This is a genomic window from Sulfitobacter pontiacus (assembly GCF_040790665.1).
Taxonomy (GTDB): domain Bacteria; phylum Pseudomonadota; class Alphaproteobacteria; order Rhodobacterales; family Rhodobacteraceae; genus Sulfitobacter; species Sulfitobacter pontiacus.
Genome location: NZ_CP160849.1, coordinates 2167783 through 2184952 on the forward strand (window position 1 = coordinate 2167783; position 17170 = coordinate 2184952).

The following is a 17170-nucleotide window of genomic DNA, read 5'->3' on the forward strand; positions in this document are numbered from 1 at the left end:
CCGGTTTACAGGCTGATCGGTTTAAGCACCTCGGGCTCGATCACATCCACGCCGGGCAAGCCGTCGATCAGCACCTGCGCCGATTGTTCAAGCGCGTCGAAGGTGCGGTAGTGGCAGGGGATGACGGTCTTGAAGTCAAAATACCGTTTCGCCGCATAGGCCGCACCTGCCATATCCATGGTGAAATGGCCGCCCGCGCTGAGGATGCCGATATCGGGTTTGTGGTAATCGCCCATCCAATCCATATCCGCCATAATATCCGTATCACCCGAGACATAGATCGTGCGGCCTTCGCCCTTGATCATAAAGCCGATCTCGGCCCCCATATAGACTGGCCCCGCGTCCCCATCGACGGAAGAGGAATGTGACGCCGGCACCATGGTCACATCGACCTTGCCGCAGCGTATGGTGCCGCCTTTGTTGAAACCGGTGGTGCCTTCCACGCCCTGCGCGCTGAAATAGCCCATCACTTCGACCATGCCTGCAACCGGCGCGCCGGTTTTCTCGGCCACCATCTTGAGGTCCTGGGTGTGGTCGAAATGCCCGTGGGTCACCAGGATTTGCGTGACGCCTGCCAGTGCGGCCTCGTGCTGCGCGTCGTCCAGCATCGGATTGCCGGTGAGCCAGGGGTCGATCAGCAGAATCTGATCCTCGATCTCGATGCGAAAGCTGCCGTGGCCTAGCCAGATGATATCCATTTGGGTCTCCCTTATTCCGTGTCTTTAGCGGACTGTAGCGCGTGATGCCGCTTTGGGGAGCCTCCGGCGGGAGTTTATTTGGCAAAATGAAGGATCAACCGGCGCGATTGCGGGTCAGAGGCAGCCCCCAGACTTGCGGGGGCGGGCAGGGGGCGATAAACGGCACCCAATCAGATGAAGGAGCGCCCATGTCCATTGACGAGTCCACAGCCGCACGGGTGGCGAAACTGGCCCGCATCAAGGTCGAACCCGACGCCTTGCCCGCGCTGGCGCAAGAGTTCAACAATATCCTCGGCTTTATCGAGCAGTTGAACGAAGTCGATGTCGACGGGGTAGAGCCGATGACATCGGTCACGCCACAGGTGTTGAAAAAGCGCGAGGACGTGGTTCGCGATGGCGACCAACAGGCCAAGGTGCTGGCCAATGCGCCCGACGCGCGCGAAGGATTTTTTGCGGTTCCGAAGGTGGTTGAATAATGGCTGATCTGAATAAACTGGGCCTTGCCGATGCACGTGACGCGCTGCGCAAGGGGGATGTGACCTCGGCCGAGCTGACGGCGGCATGTCTGAGCGCGATCGAGGGCGCGGGCGCGCTGAATGCTTTTGTCCACCACACCGGTGATCTGGCAATGGATCAGGCCAAGGCAGCCGATGCGCGGATCAAATCCGGCGATGCCCCTGCCATGTGTGGTCTGCCCATCGGCATCAAGGATCTGTTCTGCACCAAAGGGGTGCCGTCGCAAGCGGCGTCGCGCATTCTTGAAGGCTTCTTGCCCGAGTATGAAAGCACCGTATCGCAGAACCTGCTGGACAGCGGGGCCGTCATGTTGGGCAAGCTCAACATGGATGAATTCGCGATGGGATCGTCCAATGAAACCTCCGTGTATGGCAATGCCGTCAACCCGTGGCGGCGTTCGGGCGATGAGACAGCGCTGACACCCGGCGGGTCTTCGGGCGGGTCGGCGGCAGCTGTGGCGGCGGATCTTTGTCTTGCGGCCACCGGCACCGATACCGGCGGCTCGATCCGCCAGCCTGCGGCCTTTACCGGCACCGTGGGGATCAAGCCGACCTACGGCCGCTGCTCCCGCTGGGGCGTCGTGGCCTTTGCCTCGTCGCTGGATCAGGCGGGCCCGATGACCAAGACCGTGCGCGATGCGGCGATCATGCTGGGTGCCATGGCGGGGTATGACCCCAAGGACAGCACCTCCGCCGAGCTGGCGGTCCCTGATTTCGAAGCCGCCTTGACCGGCGACATCCGTGGCAAAAAGATCGGCATCCCGCGGGAATACCGCATCGACGGTATCCCTGCCGAGATCGACAAGCTGTGGCAGGACGGTATCGCCATGCTGCGCGACGCCGGGGCCGAGATCGTTGATATCTCTCTTCCGCATACGAAATACGCCTTGCCTGCCTATTACGTGATCGCACCGGCGGAAGCCTCGTCGAACCTCGCCCGCTATGACGGGGTACGCTATGGTCACCGCGCCAAGCTGGACCACGGCGACGGCATCACCGAGATGTACGAAAAGACCCGCGCCGAAGGCTTCGGGGCCGAGGTGCAGCGCCGTGTCATGGTCGGTACCTATGTGCTAAGCGCGGGCTTCTACGACGCCTACTACAACCGGGCGCGCAAGGTCCGCACGTTGATCAAGAAAGACTTCGAAGACGCCTTTGCGGCCGGTATCGACAGCATCCTGACCCCGACCACGCCCTCGGCGGCCTTCGGTCTGGGCGAGATGACGGATACGGATCCTGTGGCGATGTATCTGAACGACGTCTTCACGGTTACCGTGAACCTCGCGGGGCTGCCCGGTATCGCATTGCCCACCGGCACCAGCGAGACCGGCCTACCGCTTGGCTTGCAGCTGATCGGCCGCCCATGGGAAGAGGCCGATCTGCTGTCTACCGCCTATGCGCTGGAGCAGGCGGCGGGCTTTGTAGCCAAGCCGCAGAAATGGTGGTAAACCCCCGCCGATAAACCAGAGCAGATAAAGCAGGTCCGATGATGATACGTTGTTCAATTGTTGCAGCCTTGGGGCTCGCCCTGGCGGCCTGCCAGCCCGCAATCCCCGACAGTGGACGGGGTGTCGGTTTTGACGGGTCGTTCGACGCCGCGCAATCCCAGCGGGATACAGCTTTGGCAGGCGGGGCGGTGGCAACGATGCCAGCACCCGCCACGGTGGACGCCACGCCGCTGGACGCTGTCGATGATGGCTCCGCTGCGGCGACGGCTGCGGAAACGGCACGTATCCTGGATGCCACGCGCCCCGGTGGGCTTGGCAATGATGCCGCGACCAATTCGGGCGTGGCCCCTGTGAACGCCAGCCCGTCCAACCCTGCGCCACCGGTGCTGGGGGCAGGGGGAATCTCGCAAGAGAACAACTTTGACGCCGTGGCCGATGAGCGCAGCATCGAAGGCGACGCGGCCCGCATCGCGGCCAACCGCGCGCAATACCGTGTGGTGCAACCCGAAGCCCTGCCGGACCGCGCCGATGCCGGGCCCAATATCGTAGCCTATGCTTTGCAGAACAATCACGCCGTCGGCACCCCGATCTACACCCGTCGGGGGTTCAACAAGCAGCGCAAATTCGCACGGGCCTGCGCTCAGTATTCGCACCCGGATCAGGCGCAGATCGCCTTCCTCAGTGCGGGCGGCCCTGAAAAGGACCGCTCTGGCATGGACCCTGACGGCGACGGATACGCCTGCAACTGGGACCCGAGCCCATATCGCAAAGGGGTGCAGGGCTAGGCCCCATGGCAGACGCGCCTGACCGCTACCTTTCCCCGAACCATGGGCCGCGCCGCAACGGGTTGCGGCCCTCTTTGATCGTGCTCCACTATACCGCGATGGACAGCGCAGAAGCGGCCTGCGCGCGTCTTTGTGACCCTGCGGCCGAAGTCTCGGCCCACTATCTGATCACGGGCAAGGGCGAGACTGTACCACTTGTCCCGGAAGACCAGCGTGCCTGGCACGCCGGTGCAGGGGAATGGCGGGGTCAGGATGACATCAATTCACGCTCTATCGGGATAGAGCTGGATAACCGCGGCAATCACCCCTTCTCCGAACCGCAGATGGTCACGCTCGAAACCCTGCTGCGCGGGATTATGGAGCGGTGGTCGATCCCGCCCGAAGGGATCATCGGCCATTCGGATATGGCCCCCGGACGCAAGATCGACCCCGGACCGCGATTCGACTGGCCACGTCTGGCGCGTCAGAACCTTGCCGGCAAAGGCCGTCAGTACGCGGAGAAAAACCGCGGATCCGACCCCACACCGGCGGCCTTTATCGCGGCGGCACATGCGGCAGGCTACACCGCCACCGATGATATTGACCTCCTTCTGCACAGCACGCGTCTGCGGTATGCCCCCTGGCGCAAGGGGCTGCTCTGCGCCGCTGATATGACCCTCGGGCATGATCTCTAGCACCACACCCGTTTCCAAATGGTTAAAAATCCTCGCCGAAGGCATCGCGGCGGGTGAAACTGATTGACCCCACCTGAAGTTAGGCGCTAGGCGTGCAGCGCGCGGAAGGCTGGGTGGCCGCGGTCTTGGCAACAAGGTCGAGGAAAGTCCGGACTCCCAGAAGAAACGGTGCCGGGTAACGCCCGGGCGGGGTAACCCGACGGAAAGCGCCACAGAAAACAGACCGCCGCTTCGACGGGTCGGGCAACCGATACCACCGGGGAGGTAAGGGTGAAACGGTGCGGTAAGAGCGCACCGCGGAGGTGGTAACATCTCTGGCAAGGCAAGCCCCACCGGGAGCAATGCCAAATAGGGACCGCGCGCCGCGTCTGGCAACAGGCAAGGCGGGGCCACTTCTGCCCCAGCAGGTCCGGGTTGGCAGCTGTAGCTGTGCAGGCAACTGCATGGTCAGAGGAATGGTCATCCCCTGTCGCAAGGCGGGGACAAAATCCGGCTTATAGGCCTTCCGCGCATAATCATGGTCTTTATCCCTGTTCTTCGGGGGCTTGGTCCGGAAAACTTCAATTTTTCCGGTTCGTTTGGGCCATGGGCGGGAAATAGCGGTTGACTCAGGCGCAGGCGTGACTAGAACCCAAAACTCAGGATTTCACGAGCGGTCGATCAGCGGCCTGCTCGTCGTTGCAGGAGAACGACTATGGCGAAGCCAACCACGATCAAGATCCGTCTGAACTCGTCCGCGGGCACAGGCCATTTCTACGTAACCAAGAAAAACGCACGTACCATGACCGAGAAAATGGTCATCAAAAAGTACGACCCCGTTATTCGTAAGCACGTTGAATACAAAGAAGGCAAGATCAAGTAAGATCTTACCGTCGACGCGATATGAAGGCCGCGCCTCGTGCGCGGCCTTTTGCGTTTTTCTACCTCGGACATGGGAACAGCCCTGCTGTCGCGGCTAAGTACCGGATGTGATCGCAAGGAGACGGGCAATGCCCAAAGAAGGCCATTACATCAACCGGAGTAACTGGTTGCGCGCTGCTGTACTGGGGGCGAATGACGGGATTGTTTCCATCTCTAGCCTTCTGGTCGGCGTTACCTCGGCGGGGATGGCGACCGGAAATGTCGCCCTGACCGGTTTCGCCGGATTGACCGCGGGCGCACTGTCCATGGCCGCGGGGGAGTATGTCTCTGTCTCGGCGCAGGCCGATGTGGAAGCCGCGGATCTGGAGCGTGAGCGTATCGCGCTGGAGGAAGACCCGGACTACGAGCTGGAAGAGCTTGCCGAAGGGTTGGAGAACCGCGGCGTCGATGCCGCGCTCGCCGTTAAGGTTGCCACGCAGATGACCGACCACGACGCTCTTGGTGCGCATGCGCGCGAAGAGCTCGGCATGTTTGGCCTGGCAGGGCAGGCGAATCCGCTGCAGGCCGCCGGGGCCTCAGCGCTCGCCTTCGCTCTGGGAGGGGCCTTTCCGTTGATCGCAGCACTTGTCGCCCCTGCCGGATACGCTTTGATCGCGATTGCCGTGACCGCTGTGCTCGCTCTGGCACTGCTTGGCGGCGGCGGTGCACGGCTTGGCGGTGCGCCCCTGCGTTCGGCGATTATTCGTGCGGTGGTCTGGGGCGCACTTGCGATGGCCGTGACCGCTGCGTTGGGGCAAGCCTTCCATGTTGCGGTTTAGCTTGGTCGGGGGTGAGCTGGTGCCTAAGCTGAGACCTCTGGAATCATCACTTCAGTGAGCATTTCGAGAGGAGGTTCGCTCCTCTGCGGGTGTGCTTTTCTGCGCGCCCGACTGGAAGACGTACAGTCGCAAGGTCGTGTCAGCATGCTTGTTGAACCGAATGTTACTGAACAGACTGCGTAAGGCGGATCGCAGTTATACGGAAGCGTCGCGGGCAGATTAGGTAGTCGGGCCGACGGTTGTGATAGCGCCTAGGGCAAAAGAAAGCGCCCACCGAACGGATGTCGATGGGCGCTCGTTCTCAGGTATTTTCCCGCGTCGTGGGGCAGTGTGTTATTCGCGGTTGCCGAACAATTGCAGCAACATCATGAACATGTTGATGAAGTTCAGGTACAGGCTCAACGCGCCCATGATACCGGACTTCTGCAGCCATTCTTGGTCACCGTGATGCGCATGCGCCAAGTAAGTGTTCTTGATGTTCTGCGTGTCATAGGCGGTGAGTCCAGCGAAAATCAGAACGCCGATAGCCGAGATCGCGAATACCAGGGCAGGGGAGGCGAGGAAGATGTTCACGATCGACGCGACAACCAGGCCAATGACGCCCATGATCAGGAAGCTACCCCAGCCAGAGATGTCCTTTTTCGTGGTGTAGCCCCAAAGCGACAGGCCTGCGAAAGCGATCGAGGTGATCAAGAAAATCTGGATGATGGAATAACCCGTAAAGACCAGAAAGATCGAGCTGATCGAAACGCCCATGACGGCAGCGAAAACATAGAACAATGTCTGCGCAGTCGCGGCCGAGATTTTATTCATCGCGGCACCCAAGCCGAAGACAAACGCCAAAGGTGCAAACATCACAACCCATTTCAGCGGCGACATATACAGCGCAGAGCCGAAGGAAGTCAGGTACTTGTCCGTGCCAATCTGCGCAACCGCGCCGGAAGGATCGGTCGTCACGGCCAAGCCGGAAATGGCCCAAGCCGCTGCAAAGGTGATCAACATGCCAATCGACATGGTGCCATACACCTTATTCATATGGGTGCGCAGCCCTTCATCGATAGCGGCGGCGCGGGATCCGGCCGCAGACCGGATTGTGTTCACGTCGGCCATGAATATCCTCCAAATAATAGACGTGTTGCAAAGTCGGTTCTCCGACCTCGGTATTGGGTCAAATATCGGCACACACGTCTTTGTTTTCAAGAGCTTTCGCATCCAATTCTAGCGCAGCGGGCACTATTGGCGTTTTGCTTTGCCAAATGTGGCGCAACATAGGCATTTCTTCCGTCGGAACACGCAGCCTTTCGGTTGCACATCTGCGTGTCCGTGATGGATGAGCTAAAGAACAGATATGAAGATTTGCCTAACGCGTTTGCGAATTTTGCGTCGCGGCGTTTTGCTGCCTCGTTCTCGCGGCTCTGAACGGTATTTTAAGGTTTAGACTGCAAGCCTTTTGCCCATGAGAAGGATGATTCTTCCCCGCGACGGGCGCAATTGTGCCGTAACGTTTTTGTTATTTGCGCTAATCAGGCGGTATTCGGGTGTCGTGAGCAAAACATCGCGCACCCGCGCAGAATGTAGTGGCGAAGCTGAGGGACGGGGCTATCTTACTGACAAATATGGTATTCTTGAGCGTGAGAGGAGCAGGTCTCAATGTGTTGGAAATGCTGACACACAGCATTGCGGCGAATTTATGGTGCTCGGCTCAGGTAAAAAGTTTTGCGAGTTCCCGAACGCTTGCTACGTTCAATTCGCGTATAAGGGGTATTTTTCTCGCGGAAACAACGCTTGATTAAGTGCTGGCGCTGATTGGAATGATAACTGAACGTATGTCCATTTTCATTTTATTTGCGCATAGTGAGTATATTTGCAAGTAGCACGTTTTGTCGGAAATGACCACGTGAATTGGTCACTTCCTCTCCACAAATACAAGCGTCGAAATTATGGGCGCTGAGTTAGAAAGAAGATCGTGATGCCTCATAAAGTAGATGTTCATGTTGGTCAGCGAATACGGCAGCGCCGTTGGCTGACAGGCATGACACAGCAGCGCTTAGCAGAACTTGTTGGCATAAAATTCCAGCAAATCCAAAAGTATGAAACCGGTGCAAACCGTGTCAGCGCGTCCAGACTTTGGGACATCGCCTTTGCCCTGAACGTGGACGTTTCGCATTTCTTTGAAGGTCTGGAAGCCGAAAAGCCTCAGCCCGAGAAGGCCTTGGACAATATCCCCGCCGATCTGAGCGGCGATAAAGAGGCGATGGATTTGATCCGCTCTTACTATGCGATCCCCGAAAACCAGCGTCGCCGCCTGTTCGAATTGGCGCGTGTCCTCAGTGATGTGGCTTAACCTTTAGCGGGAAGTGTTATCTTGCAAGGATCTGGCGAAAGTGTCAGATCGGTAGCTATGATACCAAATATGCACTCCGATCCCGATATATTGCGTGTGGGCCATTTGCTGGCGGACGCCGCCCGTGCCGCGATACTTCCCCATTTTCGTCAAGCAGATCTGATTGCGGACAACAAATTCCAGTCGGGGTATGATCCCGTCACAGAAGCCGATCGTGCGGCCGAACGGGCCATGCGCGATATCTTGGCACGCGAACGCCCCAACGACGCCATCCTAGGCGAAGAATATGGTATCGCGGAAGGCACCTCCGGGCTCACCTGGGTTTTGGACCCCATTGACGGCACGCGGGGTTTTGTCTCCGGCACGCCGACCTGGGGCGTGTTGATCGCCGTCAGCAATGCGAATGGGCCGTTTTTCGGGATCATCGACCAGCCCTATATTCGTGAGCGTTTTGTTGGGCACAGCGGCCAAGCCGAGGTGTCGGGCCCGTCTGGCGTTCATCCGCTACGGACACGTGGGGCGCGTGCACTGTCACAGGCGACCGTTTTCACTACTTTTCCAGAGGTCGGGACGACATCCGAAGGGGCCGCCTTTGCCGAGGTGGCGCGACATGCGCGTTTGGCGCGCTTTGGGATGGATTGCTATGCTTATGCTTTGGTGGCCTCGGGGCAGGTCGATCTGGTCATCGAAGCGGGCCTGCAACCCTATGATATTCAAGCGCCAATCGCCCTTGTCCATGCCGCCGGTGGCATCGTTACCGACTGGGATGGCGGCCCCGCCCATCATGGTGGACGTGCCATCGCGGCGGCCAATGCCGATATTCACGCCGAAGCTTTAGAGTTTGTTAGGAATTGTCCGATATGACCGAACTGCTGATACGCAACGCTGATTATCTTTTGACGATGGATGAGACGCGGAGCGAATTGGTATCGGCTGATGTTTTGCTGCGCGATGGGGTTGTCGTGGCGGTGGGGCAAAACCTGACAACTGAAGGGGAGGTGATAGAAGCATCAGGGTGCGTTGTGACGCCAGGGTTGGTGAACACCCATCACCACCTTTATCAAAGTCTGACGCGGGCGGTGCCGGGGGGGCAGGACGCGCTGCTGTTTGGCTGGCTTAAAACGCTTTATCCGATCTGGGCGCGGTTTACGCCGGATCACATGTATGTCTCGGCTCAGGTGGGGTTGGCAGAGCTTGCCTTGTCCGGCTGCACGTTAAGCTCGGACCACCTGTATATGTATCCGAACGGCAGCCGGTTGGAGGATACAATACACGCCGCGGCAGAGATCGGGATGCGGTTTCAGCCCACGCGCGGCGCGATGAGCATCGGGGAAAGCGACGGTGGGTTGCCACCTGACGCTTTGGTGGAACGCGAGGCTGCGATACTGGAGGATTGCATTCGTGTGATCGACGGTTTTCATGACCCATCGGCCTCTTCCATGTGTCGGGTTGGCATCGCGCCCTGTTCGCCCTTCTCGGTAAGTCGGGACCTGATGCGGGACGCAGCGCTGTTGGCGCGGGATAAAGGCGTGATGCTGCATACGCATCTTGCCGAGAACGACGAGGATATCGCCTATTCATTGGCGCAATTCGGCTGTCGTCCGGGTCAATATGCGCAGGATCTGGGCTGGGTCGGGCCCGATGTCTGGCATGCCCATTGCGTGAAGCTCGACCCGAGCGAGATCGCGTTATTCGCGCAGACCAAGACTGGCGTCGCACATTGCCCCTGTTCGAATTGCCGCTTGGGCTCGGGGATCGCGCCCCTTCGTGCGATGCGAGATGCCGGGGTTCCCGTGGGGCTAGGGGTCGATGGATCCGCAAGCAATGACGCCGGTAATCTTGTCGCGGAGGCTCGGCAGGCGATGCTTTTGCAGCGCGTTGCCGGCGGGGCGGATGCGATGAGCGCACGCGAAGCGCTCGAGATTGCCACGCGCGGCGGTGCAGACATCTTGGGCCGCCCCGAATGCGGGCGGATCGAAGTGGGGGCGCGGGCAGACATCGCCATCTGGGACGTGAGCGGGATTGAAAGCGCCGGGAGCTGGGATCCGGCAGCGTTGCTGCTTGCGGGGCCGACAACGGTCCGCGATTTGCTTGTTGAGGGGCGCAGCGTCGTGCGGGACGGGCAGGTCGTGACCATAGATCTACCCGCGCAGATCGCGCAGCAAAACAAACTCGCGCGGGCGCTGCGGGACGCGATATAAACACGCGTGCCTCGATCTCGGGAGGAAGTAGAGACGCGGGGAGCGCGAAGGTGGGGGAGTTGACGGTATGAATATTCTGCGAAGGCTGGCTTTGGCCGTGGCTCTGTTGATTGCCGCGATATCGCCTCTGCGAGCCGACCCACAGGCGGTTCAGATGTTGAATGCCATGCGCGCGCAGCAGGGGGTGGCCCCGCTGTCCTATGCACCGCGGCTAGAGGCCGCCGCGCGGGCACATGCGCTGGACATGGCGCGGCACGGGTATTTCTCGCACACGGGGCGCGATGGGTCTGGTGTCGGCGATCGGGTGCGGGCGCAGGGCTATCGCTGGTGTTATGTGGCCGAGAATCTTGCCAAGGGGCAGGGGGATCTGACGCAGGTCATGCGGGGATGGGCGCAGTCGGCGCCACATTACCGCAATATGATGAGCCGGAATGCCACGGGTTTTGGCCTGTTTCAGGGGCCGGACCGGATTTGGGCAATGGTTCTGGCCGCACCCTGTTAGGATGGGCCCGAAGCCGTCTCGCAAGGCGCGCCTGCGGGACGCGCCGCGGGGAGTTTAAAGGCAAAATGAAGGAGTCTGGCGTCAGCCTCGGCGCACCCCGTTGACCCAGACATCGCTGATGGCGCGGTCGTCGCCCATCATGATTGTGGCGAAAAGCTGATCCCATATGCTGTGCGCATTGTCGCTGCGCTGCTTGATCGCGGGGGTGGAGGCGAGGTCGAGCACGGTGATGTCGGCCTCGAAGCCTTCGGCGAGTGTGCCGATCTTTTCGTGCAGATGCAGGCTGCGGGCAGAGCCGGCGGTGGCAAGCCACATCAACTGCGCCGCATGGGTGGGGGTGCCGCGCAGCTGGCCGATCTCATAGGCCGCAGCCATTGTGCGCAGCATCGAGAAGGACGATCCGCCGCCGGTGTCCGTGGCCAAGCCAATCGGAATCTGGCGCGCCGCGATATGCGCCATGTCGAACAGTCCCGATCCGATGAAAGTGTTCGAGGTGGGACAATGCACCACCGATGCGCCGCTGTCGGCAAGGCGGTCTATCTCGCGCGGGGTCAGGTGGATGGCATGGCCAAAGACGGCGCGATCACGCACCAGCCCGTGTTCCTCGTAGGTGTCCAGATAATCGCGGGCGTGGGGCACAAGGTCTTGGACCCAAGCGATCTCGTCGATCTGTTCGCTCAGGTGCGTCTGCATCAGGCAGTCGGGGCGCTCGGTCCAGAGCGCACCCAGGGCCGCGAGTTGCTCCGGCGTCGAGGTCGGCGTGAAACGGGGCGTAATCGCATAGGTGGCGCGGCCTTTGCCGTGCCAGCGGTCGATCAGCATCTTGCTGTCGTCATAGGCCGATTGCGCCGTATCGCGCAGCCCGTCGGGGGCGTTGCGGTCCATGCAGGTCTTGCCCGCCACGATCCGCTGACCACGCTCTGCTGCCGCGTCGAATATCGCGTCGACGCTGGTGGGGGCGATGGTGGCGAAAGAGCAGACGGTGGTTGTGCCGTTGGCCAGGGTCAGATCCAGATAGCGCCCGGCGATGTCGCGGGCATAGGCGGGGTCTGACAGGCGCATTTCCTCGGGAAAGGTATAGCTGTTGAGCCAGTCGATCAGCCGTTTGCCCCAGCTCGCGATGATGGCGGTCTGCGGATAATGCACATGGGCATCGACAAACCCCGGGCAGATCAGCCGGTCGCCATAGTCCTGCACCGTCGCCTGCGGGTGCGCCTTGCGCAGGTCGTCGGCGCGGCCCACGGCCTTGATCTGCGCGCCTTCAATCAGCACGCCACCGTCGCTGTCGATATGGACCGTCTCCTCCCACGGGTCAGAGAGAGGATTGCCCGTAAATCGGAGCGTTTGGCCGAGGAGGAGTGTTTGTGTTTTCATGCCGCCTGTCTAACCGCAGCCTGCCGTGCCGACAATCCGATAGAGTAGGGTTCCGCGCCATTGTATCCGCGCTGTGGCACGCTTATGGTCTGCGCAAAATCGCAAGTGGGGGCAGCCATGGTTGACGACGCACAGGAACTTGAACTCTCCCCCGACGCCGAGGATGAAGGCGAGGCATATCGGCTGAACAAGAAGGCCGTGGCGTCCATTCTCTATGCTGTGGAAATCGATGACGCCGCCAAGCTGACAGAACTGATGGAGCCGCTGCACGCGGCCGACATCGCCGACCTTCTGGAACAGATCAGCGCCTTTGAACGGACCAAGCTGATCCGGCTCTATGACCGCGAGTTCGATGGCGAGATTCTGTCGGAGCTCGACGAATCGATCCGCGAGGAAGTCGTTGCGATTCTGACGCCCGAGGTGCTGTCGGACGCCGTGCGCGACATGGACAGCGATGATGTCGTCGATCTGATCGAAGACCTTGAGGATGCGCAGGCCGAGACCATTCTGGGGGCCCTGGAAGATGCGGACCGGGTCGCTGTCGAACAGGCGCTGACCTATCCCGAATATTCCGCTGGTCGTTTGATGCAGCGCGAAGTCGTGATGGCCCCCGAACACTGGACCGTGGGCGAGGCGATTGATCACCTGCGCGCCACGCCCGAGGAAGACCTGCCGGACCAGTTCTATCACATCGTCATGGTTGATCCGCGGTTGCACCCTGTGGGCAATGTCACCCTTGGCAAGCTGATGCGGTCCAAACGCGCCACCCCCATGCGCGACATTCTGGAGGATACGTTTCAGGTCATTCCCGCCCTGCGAGACGAGGGCGATGTCGCCTATGCGTTCAACCAGTATCACCTGATCTCCGCGCCCGTTGTCGATGACGAGGGGCGTTTGATCGGGGTGATCACCATTGATGACGCCATGTCGGTGCTGGACGAGGAACACGAAGAAGACATCCTGCGTCTGGCCGGTGTTGGCGAAGGGTCGCTGTCTGACCGTGTGATCGAGACAACCAAGCAGCGGTTGCCCTGGCTGGCGGTGAACCTGGTGACGGCCATCGCGGCCTCTATGGTGATTTCGCAGTTCGAGGCGGCGATCGCGCAGATCGTTGCGTTGGCGGTGTTGATGCCCATCGTGGCCTCTATGGGGGGGAATGCCGGTACGCAAAGCCTGACCGTGGCCGTGCGCGCCATCGCGACCCGGGATTTGACCGGATCGAACGTCTGGCGTGTGATCCGGCGTGAATGTCTTGTGGGGCTGGTGAATGGCCTGATTTTCGCGATCATCATGGGGATCGTCGGGATCCTGTGGTTCGGGTCACCCGCGCTTGGCTATGTGATCGCGACGGCGATGGTGATCAATATGGTCGTGGCGGGGCTTGCGGGGACGGGCATCCCGATCCTGCTGGAACGTTTTGGCGTGGATCCGGCCCTTGCCTCTGGTGCTTTTGTGACGACGGTGACGGATGTCGTGGGCTTCTTCGCCTTTCTGGGGCTGGCGGCGGCGGTCTTGCTGTGATGGATATGGCGGCGGTCAAGGCGGCAGCGCGCAAGGCGGCCTTCGCCCGCCGCAAGCCGCTGTTTGATGATGCCAACGCCGCGCAAGCCGGCTATCTGAGCGAAGTGCTCGCGGGGTACCGCGGCGTCCCGCTGTCCGGTTTTTTACCCATACGCACAGAGATTGACCCGCGCCCCGCCATGGCCGAGGCGGCGGCCCATGGCCCCGTGGGCGTGCCGGTGATCATGGGCGCAGCGCAGCCTTTGCGGTTTTCGCGCTGGACCCCGGATACCCCGTTGGTGGACGGTGCCTTTGGCGCTCAGATCCCCGCAGTCGAGGATTTCTTTGACCCTGAAATCGTGATCGTACCCCTGCTGGCGTTCAACCGCGCTGGCGGGCGTCTGGGGTATGGCGGCGGGTTTTATGACCGCACGCTGGAAAAGCTGCGTGCGCGGCGAGCGACCTTGGCGATCGGTTTTGCCTTTGCCGGGCAAGAGGTTGACGATCTGCCACTTGAACCCACCGACCAGCCGCTTGATCTGATCGTGACAGAGACGGGCGTGATCGAGATCGTCTAGGCGCGCCCGCACCCCGCGCGCAAAAACCGCAGCTCCGCCCCTTGCCCTCGGGCGCTGCGCAGCCTAACGCTTGGGGCATGAAAATACTCTTCCTCGGCGATGTCATGGGCCGCGCGGGCCGCCGCGCAATCAGCGAAAACCTTCCCCGTCTGCGGACGGAATGGAAGCTGGATTTTGTGGTGGTGAACGGTGAAAACGCCACCTCTGGCATGGGGCTGTCTGGCAGCCACGCCAAAACGCTGCTGGACGCAGGGGCCGATTGTCTGACCCTGGGCGACCACGCCTTTGACCAAAAAGACATGCTGAGCTTTATCGAACAGGAGCCGCGTGTCATCCGGCCGCTGAATTTTTCGAAAAACGCACCGGGCAAGGGCGCGCGCCTGTTCACCGCCAAGAACGGGCGCAAGGTGCTGGTCACCCAAGCACTTGGTCAGGTCTTCATGAAGCGTCCCTTTGACGATCCGTTCTCGGCGCTTGAGCCTGTGCTCAAGACCCACCCTCTGGGCGGCATGGCATCGGCGGTGATTGTCGATATGCACTGCGAGGCGACCTCGGAAAAGATGGCCATGGGGCATTGGTGTGATGGCCGCGCCAGCCTTGTTGTGGGCACGCATACCCATGTGCCCACGTCTGACGCGATGATCCTGCCGGGCGGGACGGCCTATCTGACAGATGCAGGCATGAGCGGCGATTACCATTCGGTGATCGGGATGGAGAAAACAGAGCCTTTGCGCCGCTTCATCACCGGCATGCCCAAAGACCGCTTCACCCCCGCCAACGAAGAAGCGACCCTATCCGGCGTCTATATCGAGACCGACGACCGCACCGGCAAGGCGACCCGTATCGTGCCCGTGCGTCAGGGCGGCAAGCTGCAGCAAAGCGCGCCCTGACCGCGTTTCGGCTGGCGCGCTTTAGACCCGTATCCGGAATAGCGCAGGGCAGGCGCATCTGACGCTTGCCCCAAGGCGACGCTTGCCGTGGACGTTGCAATCAACGACACTGCAGTCTGATTTTCATCTGCCCAAGGCCGGATATACCTGAATGGACTTTCTAAACCTGTCGGATAGCACCTCTGCCATCCTGGCATTGACCGTCGTTGTGATCATGTTCGTCATGTTCCTGCGCGAATCCCTCCCGACCGAGGTCGTGGCCCTGTCAGGGGCGGCCATCATGCTGGCGCTTGGCATCTTGCCCTATGACGATGCGCAGGCGGTGCTGCAGAACTCTGCCCCCTGGACCATTGCCGCGATGTTCATCGTGATGGGCGCGCTGGTGCGCACGGGCGCGCTGGATGTGCTGACGCGCATGGCCGAACGCTATGCCAAGACGCATCCGAAAACGGCGGTGGTGGGCGTGATCGTGGCCGTCATGGCGGCCTCGGCGGTGATGAACAACACGCCCGTGGTGGTGGTGATGATTCCGGTCGTGGTGCAGCTTAGCCAGACGCTTGGCACCAAAGCCTCCAAACTGCTGATCCCGCTGAGCTATGCGGCGATCATGGGCGGCTCCCTGACGCTGATCGGGACCTCGACCAACCTTCTGGTGGACGGTGTCGCACGGTCGCAGGGGCTGGAGCCGTTTGGCATTTTCGAGATCCTGCCCATCGGTCTGGTCGTCTGCGCCTGGGGCCTGATCTATATGGCCGTCTTCGCCCCCAAACTACTGCCCGCGCGCGACAGTATGGCGAATATGCTGTCGGACCGCTCCAAGATGAAGTTCTTCACCGAAGCCGTGATCCCGCCCGACTCCAACCTGATCGGGCGCGAGGTGCTTGACGTGCAGCTGTTCAAACGCGAAGGCGTGCGGCTGATCGACGTGGTGCGCGGCGATCAGTCGTTGCGCCGCGATCTGGCCAGTGTCGAACTGCGGGTCGGCGACCGTGTGGTTCTGCGCACCCAGATGACCGAGCTGCTTAGCCTTCAGGCCAATAAAGAGCTCAAGCGCGTCGATCAGGTCTCGGCGGTGGAAACCTCGACCGTAGAGGTGCTGATCACGCCGGGCTGCAAGATGGTGGGCCGCACGCTCGGGGCGCTGCGTCTGCGCCGGCGCTATGGGGTATACCCTTTGGCGGTACACCGGCGGAACCAGAACATCGGCCGCCAGCTTGACGACCTCATCGTCAAGGTCGGTGACACGCTGCTGCTTGAAGGCGCGATGGAGGATATCCAGCGCCTTGCCTCGGATATGGATATGGTCGACGTCTCGCAGCCGTCTGCACGGGCCTTCCGGCGGGGGCATGCCCCGATCGCCATCGCGGCGCTGGTGGGGATCGTGGTCTTGGCCGCGCTGAATGTCGCGCCGATCCTGCTGCTGGCCGTGCTGGCCGTGGCGCTGGTCCTGGTCACGGGCTGTATCGACGCGGAAGAGGCCTTCAGCTTTGTCGATGGCCGTCTGCTGGCGCTGATCTTCTCGATGCTTGCGGTCGGGGCAGGGTTACAAAACTCCGGCGCGATCAGCCTGATCGTTGACAATATCGCACCCTTCCTCGGCACGCTGTCGCCTTTCTATGTGATCTTCGCGGTGTTCCTGCTGACGACAACCCTGACAGAGATCGTGTCGAACAACGCGGTGGCGGTGATCATGACACCGATTGCCATCAGCCTCGGGTCCGCACTTGGCATGGACCCGCGCCCCCTGGTGGTCGCGGTGATGATCGCGGCGTCTTGCGCCTTTGCCACCCCCATCGGCTACCAAACCAATACGCTGGTCTATGGGCCGGGCGGCTACCGTTTCACCGACTTCATGCGCATCGGCATTCCGCTCAACCTGTCGATGTCGCTGCTCGTCTCCATGATGATCCCGCTCTTCTGGTAGCACCGTTCCCGCGCTTCCAAATGGCAAAAATCCCGGGGGTCCGGGGGCTGGCCCCCGG

17 protein-coding genes and 1 other RNA gene are annotated in these 17170 nt (G+C 61.0%); 15 read left to right on the forward strand and 3 right to left on the reverse strand.

The window, feature by feature from the left end:
- Nucleotides 1-5 precede the first annotated feature (5 nt).
- Nucleotides 6-698, reverse strand: a complete 693-nt coding sequence (locus AB1495_RS10605; RefSeq protein WP_074635518.1) for a metal-dependent hydrolase — start codon at nucleotides 696-698, stop codon at nucleotides 6-8.
- A 188-nt stretch (nucleotides 699-886) separates the two neighbouring features.
- Here AB1495_RS10605 and gatC point away from each other — a divergent pair, with 188 nt between their 5' ends.
- From gatC to AB1495_RS10640, 7 genes are all read left to right on the forward strand, one after another.
- On the forward strand, nucleotides 887-1174 hold the full coding sequence (gene gatC, locus AB1495_RS10610) for an Asp-tRNA(Asn)/Glu-tRNA(Gln) amidotransferase subunit GatC (RefSeq protein ID WP_005852277.1): 288 nt from the start codon (nucleotides 887-889) through the stop codon (nucleotides 1172-1174).
- Nucleotides 1174-2661 carry an Asp-tRNA(Asn)/Glu-tRNA(Gln) amidotransferase subunit GatA gene (gatA, locus tag AB1495_RS10615; protein WP_064217402.1) on the forward strand — a complete coding sequence of 496 codons (1488 nt, stop codon included), beginning with the start codon at nucleotides 1174-1176 and terminating at the stop codon, nucleotides 2659-2661. Before gatC ends, gatA begins: the two co-directional genes overlap by 1 nt.
- Nucleotides 2662-2699: 38 nt before the next feature.
- Nucleotides 2700-3446, forward strand: a complete 747-nt coding sequence (locus tag AB1495_RS10620; protein WP_074635520.1) for a hypothetical protein — start codon at nucleotides 2700-2702, stop codon at nucleotides 3444-3446.
- A 5-nt stretch (nucleotides 3447-3451) separates the two neighbouring features.
- Nucleotides 3452-4120 (forward strand): N-acetylmuramoyl-L-alanine amidase, encoded by a 669-nt coding sequence (locus AB1495_RS10625; RefSeq protein WP_074635521.1) that lies wholly within the window; start codon nucleotides 3452-3454, stop codon nucleotides 4118-4120.
- Nucleotides 4121-4221: 101 nt separating this feature from the next.
- Nucleotides 4222-4633: RNase P RNA component class A (gene rnpB, locus AB1495_RS10630), an RNA gene on the forward strand.
- Between the two features lie 181 nt (nucleotides 4634-4814).
- Nucleotides 4815-4982 (forward strand): 50S ribosomal protein L33, encoded by a 168-nt coding sequence (rpmG, locus tag AB1495_RS10635; RefSeq protein WP_005852281.1) that lies wholly within the window; start codon nucleotides 4815-4817, stop codon nucleotides 4980-4982.
- Nucleotides 4983-5109: 127 nt separating this feature from the next.
- Nucleotides 5110-5799 (forward strand): VIT1/CCC1 transporter family protein, encoded by a 690-nt coding sequence (locus AB1495_RS10640; protein WP_074635523.1) that lies wholly within the window; start codon nucleotides 5110-5112, stop codon nucleotides 5797-5799.
- A gap of 333 nt (nucleotides 5800-6132) precedes the next feature.
- Here AB1495_RS10640 and AB1495_RS10645 read toward each other — a convergent pair whose 3' ends face one another.
- Nucleotides 6133-6909: a Bax inhibitor-1/YccA family protein gene (locus AB1495_RS10645; protein ID WP_005852283.1), complete on the reverse strand. Its 777-nt coding sequence runs from the start codon at nucleotides 6907-6909 to the stop codon at nucleotides 6133-6135.
- Nucleotides 6910-7768: 859 nt separating this feature from the next.
- Between AB1495_RS10645 and AB1495_RS10650 the strand changes: the two genes are divergently transcribed.
- From AB1495_RS10650 to AB1495_RS10665, 4 genes are all read left to right on the forward strand, one after another.
- Nucleotides 7769-8143 (forward strand): helix-turn-helix domain-containing protein, encoded by a 375-nt coding sequence (locus AB1495_RS10650; protein ID WP_005852284.1) that lies wholly within the window; start codon nucleotides 7769-7771, stop codon nucleotides 8141-8143.
- A gap of 69 nt (nucleotides 8144-8212) precedes the next feature.
- Nucleotides 8213-9007, forward strand: a complete 795-nt coding sequence (gene hisN / locus AB1495_RS10655) for a histidinol-phosphatase (RefSeq protein ID WP_074635524.1) — start codon at nucleotides 8213-8215, stop codon at nucleotides 9005-9007.
- Nucleotides 9004-10344: an 8-oxoguanine deaminase gene (locus tag AB1495_RS10660; protein ID WP_074635526.1), complete on the forward strand. Its 1341-nt coding sequence runs from the start codon at nucleotides 9004-9006 to the stop codon at nucleotides 10342-10344. The genes hisN and AB1495_RS10660 overlap by 4 nt, the downstream gene beginning before the upstream one ends.
- A gap of 67 nt (nucleotides 10345-10411) precedes the next feature.
- On the forward strand, nucleotides 10412-10846 hold the full coding sequence (locus AB1495_RS10665; protein ID WP_074635528.1) for a CAP domain-containing protein: 435 nt from the start codon (nucleotides 10412-10414) through the stop codon (nucleotides 10844-10846).
- A gap of 81 nt (nucleotides 10847-10927) precedes the next feature.
- On the opposite strand, the gene guaD is transcribed toward AB1495_RS10665, so the two are convergent.
- Nucleotides 10928-12220 carry a guanine deaminase gene (gene guaD, locus AB1495_RS10670; RefSeq protein ID WP_074635529.1) on the reverse strand — a complete coding sequence of 431 codons (1293 nt, stop codon included), beginning with the start codon at nucleotides 12218-12220 and terminating at the stop codon, nucleotides 10928-10930.
- 117 nt (nucleotides 12221-12337) lie between these two features.
- Here guaD and mgtE point away from each other — a divergent pair, with 117 nt between their 5' ends.
- The 4 genes from mgtE to AB1495_RS10690 all read left to right on the forward strand — a co-directional run bounded on the left by mgtE (nucleotide 12338) and on the right by AB1495_RS10690 (nucleotide 17112).
- On the forward strand, nucleotides 12338-13741 hold the full coding sequence (gene mgtE / locus AB1495_RS10675; RefSeq protein WP_005852296.1) for a magnesium transporter: 1404 nt from the start codon (nucleotides 12338-12340) through the stop codon (nucleotides 13739-13741).
- Nucleotides 13738-14298, forward strand: a complete 561-nt coding sequence (locus tag AB1495_RS10680; protein WP_074635531.1) for a 5-formyltetrahydrofolate cyclo-ligase — start codon at nucleotides 13738-13740, stop codon at nucleotides 14296-14298. Before mgtE ends, AB1495_RS10680 begins: the two co-directional genes overlap by 4 nt.
- A gap of 77 nt (nucleotides 14299-14375) precedes the next feature.
- Entirely contained in the window at nucleotides 14376-15188 is an 813-nt protein-coding gene (locus AB1495_RS10685) for a TIGR00282 family metallophosphoesterase (protein ID WP_009826492.1), read from the forward strand.
- A gap of 151 nt (nucleotides 15189-15339) precedes the next feature.
- The gene (locus tag AB1495_RS10690) at nucleotides 15340-17112 is read left to right on the forward strand and encodes an SLC13 family permease (RefSeq protein ID WP_009826493.1); all 1773 of its coding nucleotides are present in this window, start codon (nucleotides 15340-15342) and stop codon (nucleotides 17110-17112) included.
- Nucleotides 17113-17170 lie beyond the last annotated feature (58 nt).

What these genes read in the sequence shown, in the direction of transcription:
- AB1495_RS10605 (WP_074635518.1), bottom strand. Translation starts at nt 698, where the DNA reads ATGGATATCATCTGGCTAGGCCACGGCAGCTTTCGCATCGAGATCGAG.
- gatC (WP_005852277.1), top strand. Translation starts at nt 887, where the DNA reads ATGTCCATTGACGAGTCCACAGCCGCACGGGTGGCGAAACTGGCCCGC.
- gatA (WP_064217402.1), top strand. Translation starts at nt 1,174, where the DNA reads ATGGCTGATCTGAATAAACTGGGCCTTGCCGATGCACGTGACGCGCTG.
- AB1495_RS10620 (WP_074635520.1), top strand. Translation starts at nt 2,700, where the DNA reads ATGATGATACGTTGTTCAATTGTTGCAGCCTTGGGGCTCGCCCTGGCG.
- AB1495_RS10625 (WP_074635521.1), top strand. Translation starts at nt 3,452, where the DNA reads ATGGCAGACGCGCCTGACCGCTACCTTTCCCCGAACCATGGGCCGCGC.
- rpmG (WP_005852281.1), top strand. Translation starts at nt 4,815, where the DNA reads ATGGCGAAGCCAACCACGATCAAGATCCGTCTGAACTCGTCCGCGGGC.
- AB1495_RS10640 (WP_074635523.1), top strand. Translation starts at nt 5,110, where the DNA reads ATGCCCAAAGAAGGCCATTACATCAACCGGAGTAACTGGTTGCGCGCT.
- AB1495_RS10645 (WP_005852283.1), bottom strand. Translation starts at nt 6,909, where the DNA reads ATGGCCGACGTGAACACAATCCGGTCTGCGGCCGGATCCCGCGCCGCC.
- AB1495_RS10650 (WP_005852284.1), top strand. Translation starts at nt 7,769, where the DNA reads ATGCCTCATAAAGTAGATGTTCATGTTGGTCAGCGAATACGGCAGCGC.
- hisN (WP_074635524.1), top strand. Translation starts at nt 8,213, where the DNA reads ATGCACTCCGATCCCGATATATTGCGTGTGGGCCATTTGCTGGCGGAC.
- AB1495_RS10660 (WP_074635526.1), top strand. Translation starts at nt 9,004, where the DNA reads ATGACCGAACTGCTGATACGCAACGCTGATTATCTTTTGACGATGGAT.
- AB1495_RS10665 (WP_074635528.1), top strand. Translation starts at nt 10,412, where the DNA reads ATGAATATTCTGCGAAGGCTGGCTTTGGCCGTGGCTCTGTTGATTGCC.
- guaD (WP_074635529.1), bottom strand. Translation starts at nt 12,220, where the DNA reads ATGAAAACACAAACACTCCTCCTCGGCCAAACGCTCCGATTTACGGGC.
- mgtE (WP_005852296.1), top strand. Translation starts at nt 12,338, where the DNA reads ATGGTTGACGACGCACAGGAACTTGAACTCTCCCCCGACGCCGAGGAT.
- AB1495_RS10685 (WP_009826492.1), top strand. Translation starts at nt 14,376, where the DNA reads ATGAAAATACTCTTCCTCGGCGATGTCATGGGCCGCGCGGGCCGCCGC.
- AB1495_RS10690 (WP_009826493.1), top strand. Translation starts at nt 15,340, where the DNA reads ATGGACTTTCTAAACCTGTCGGATAGCACCTCTGCCATCCTGGCATTG.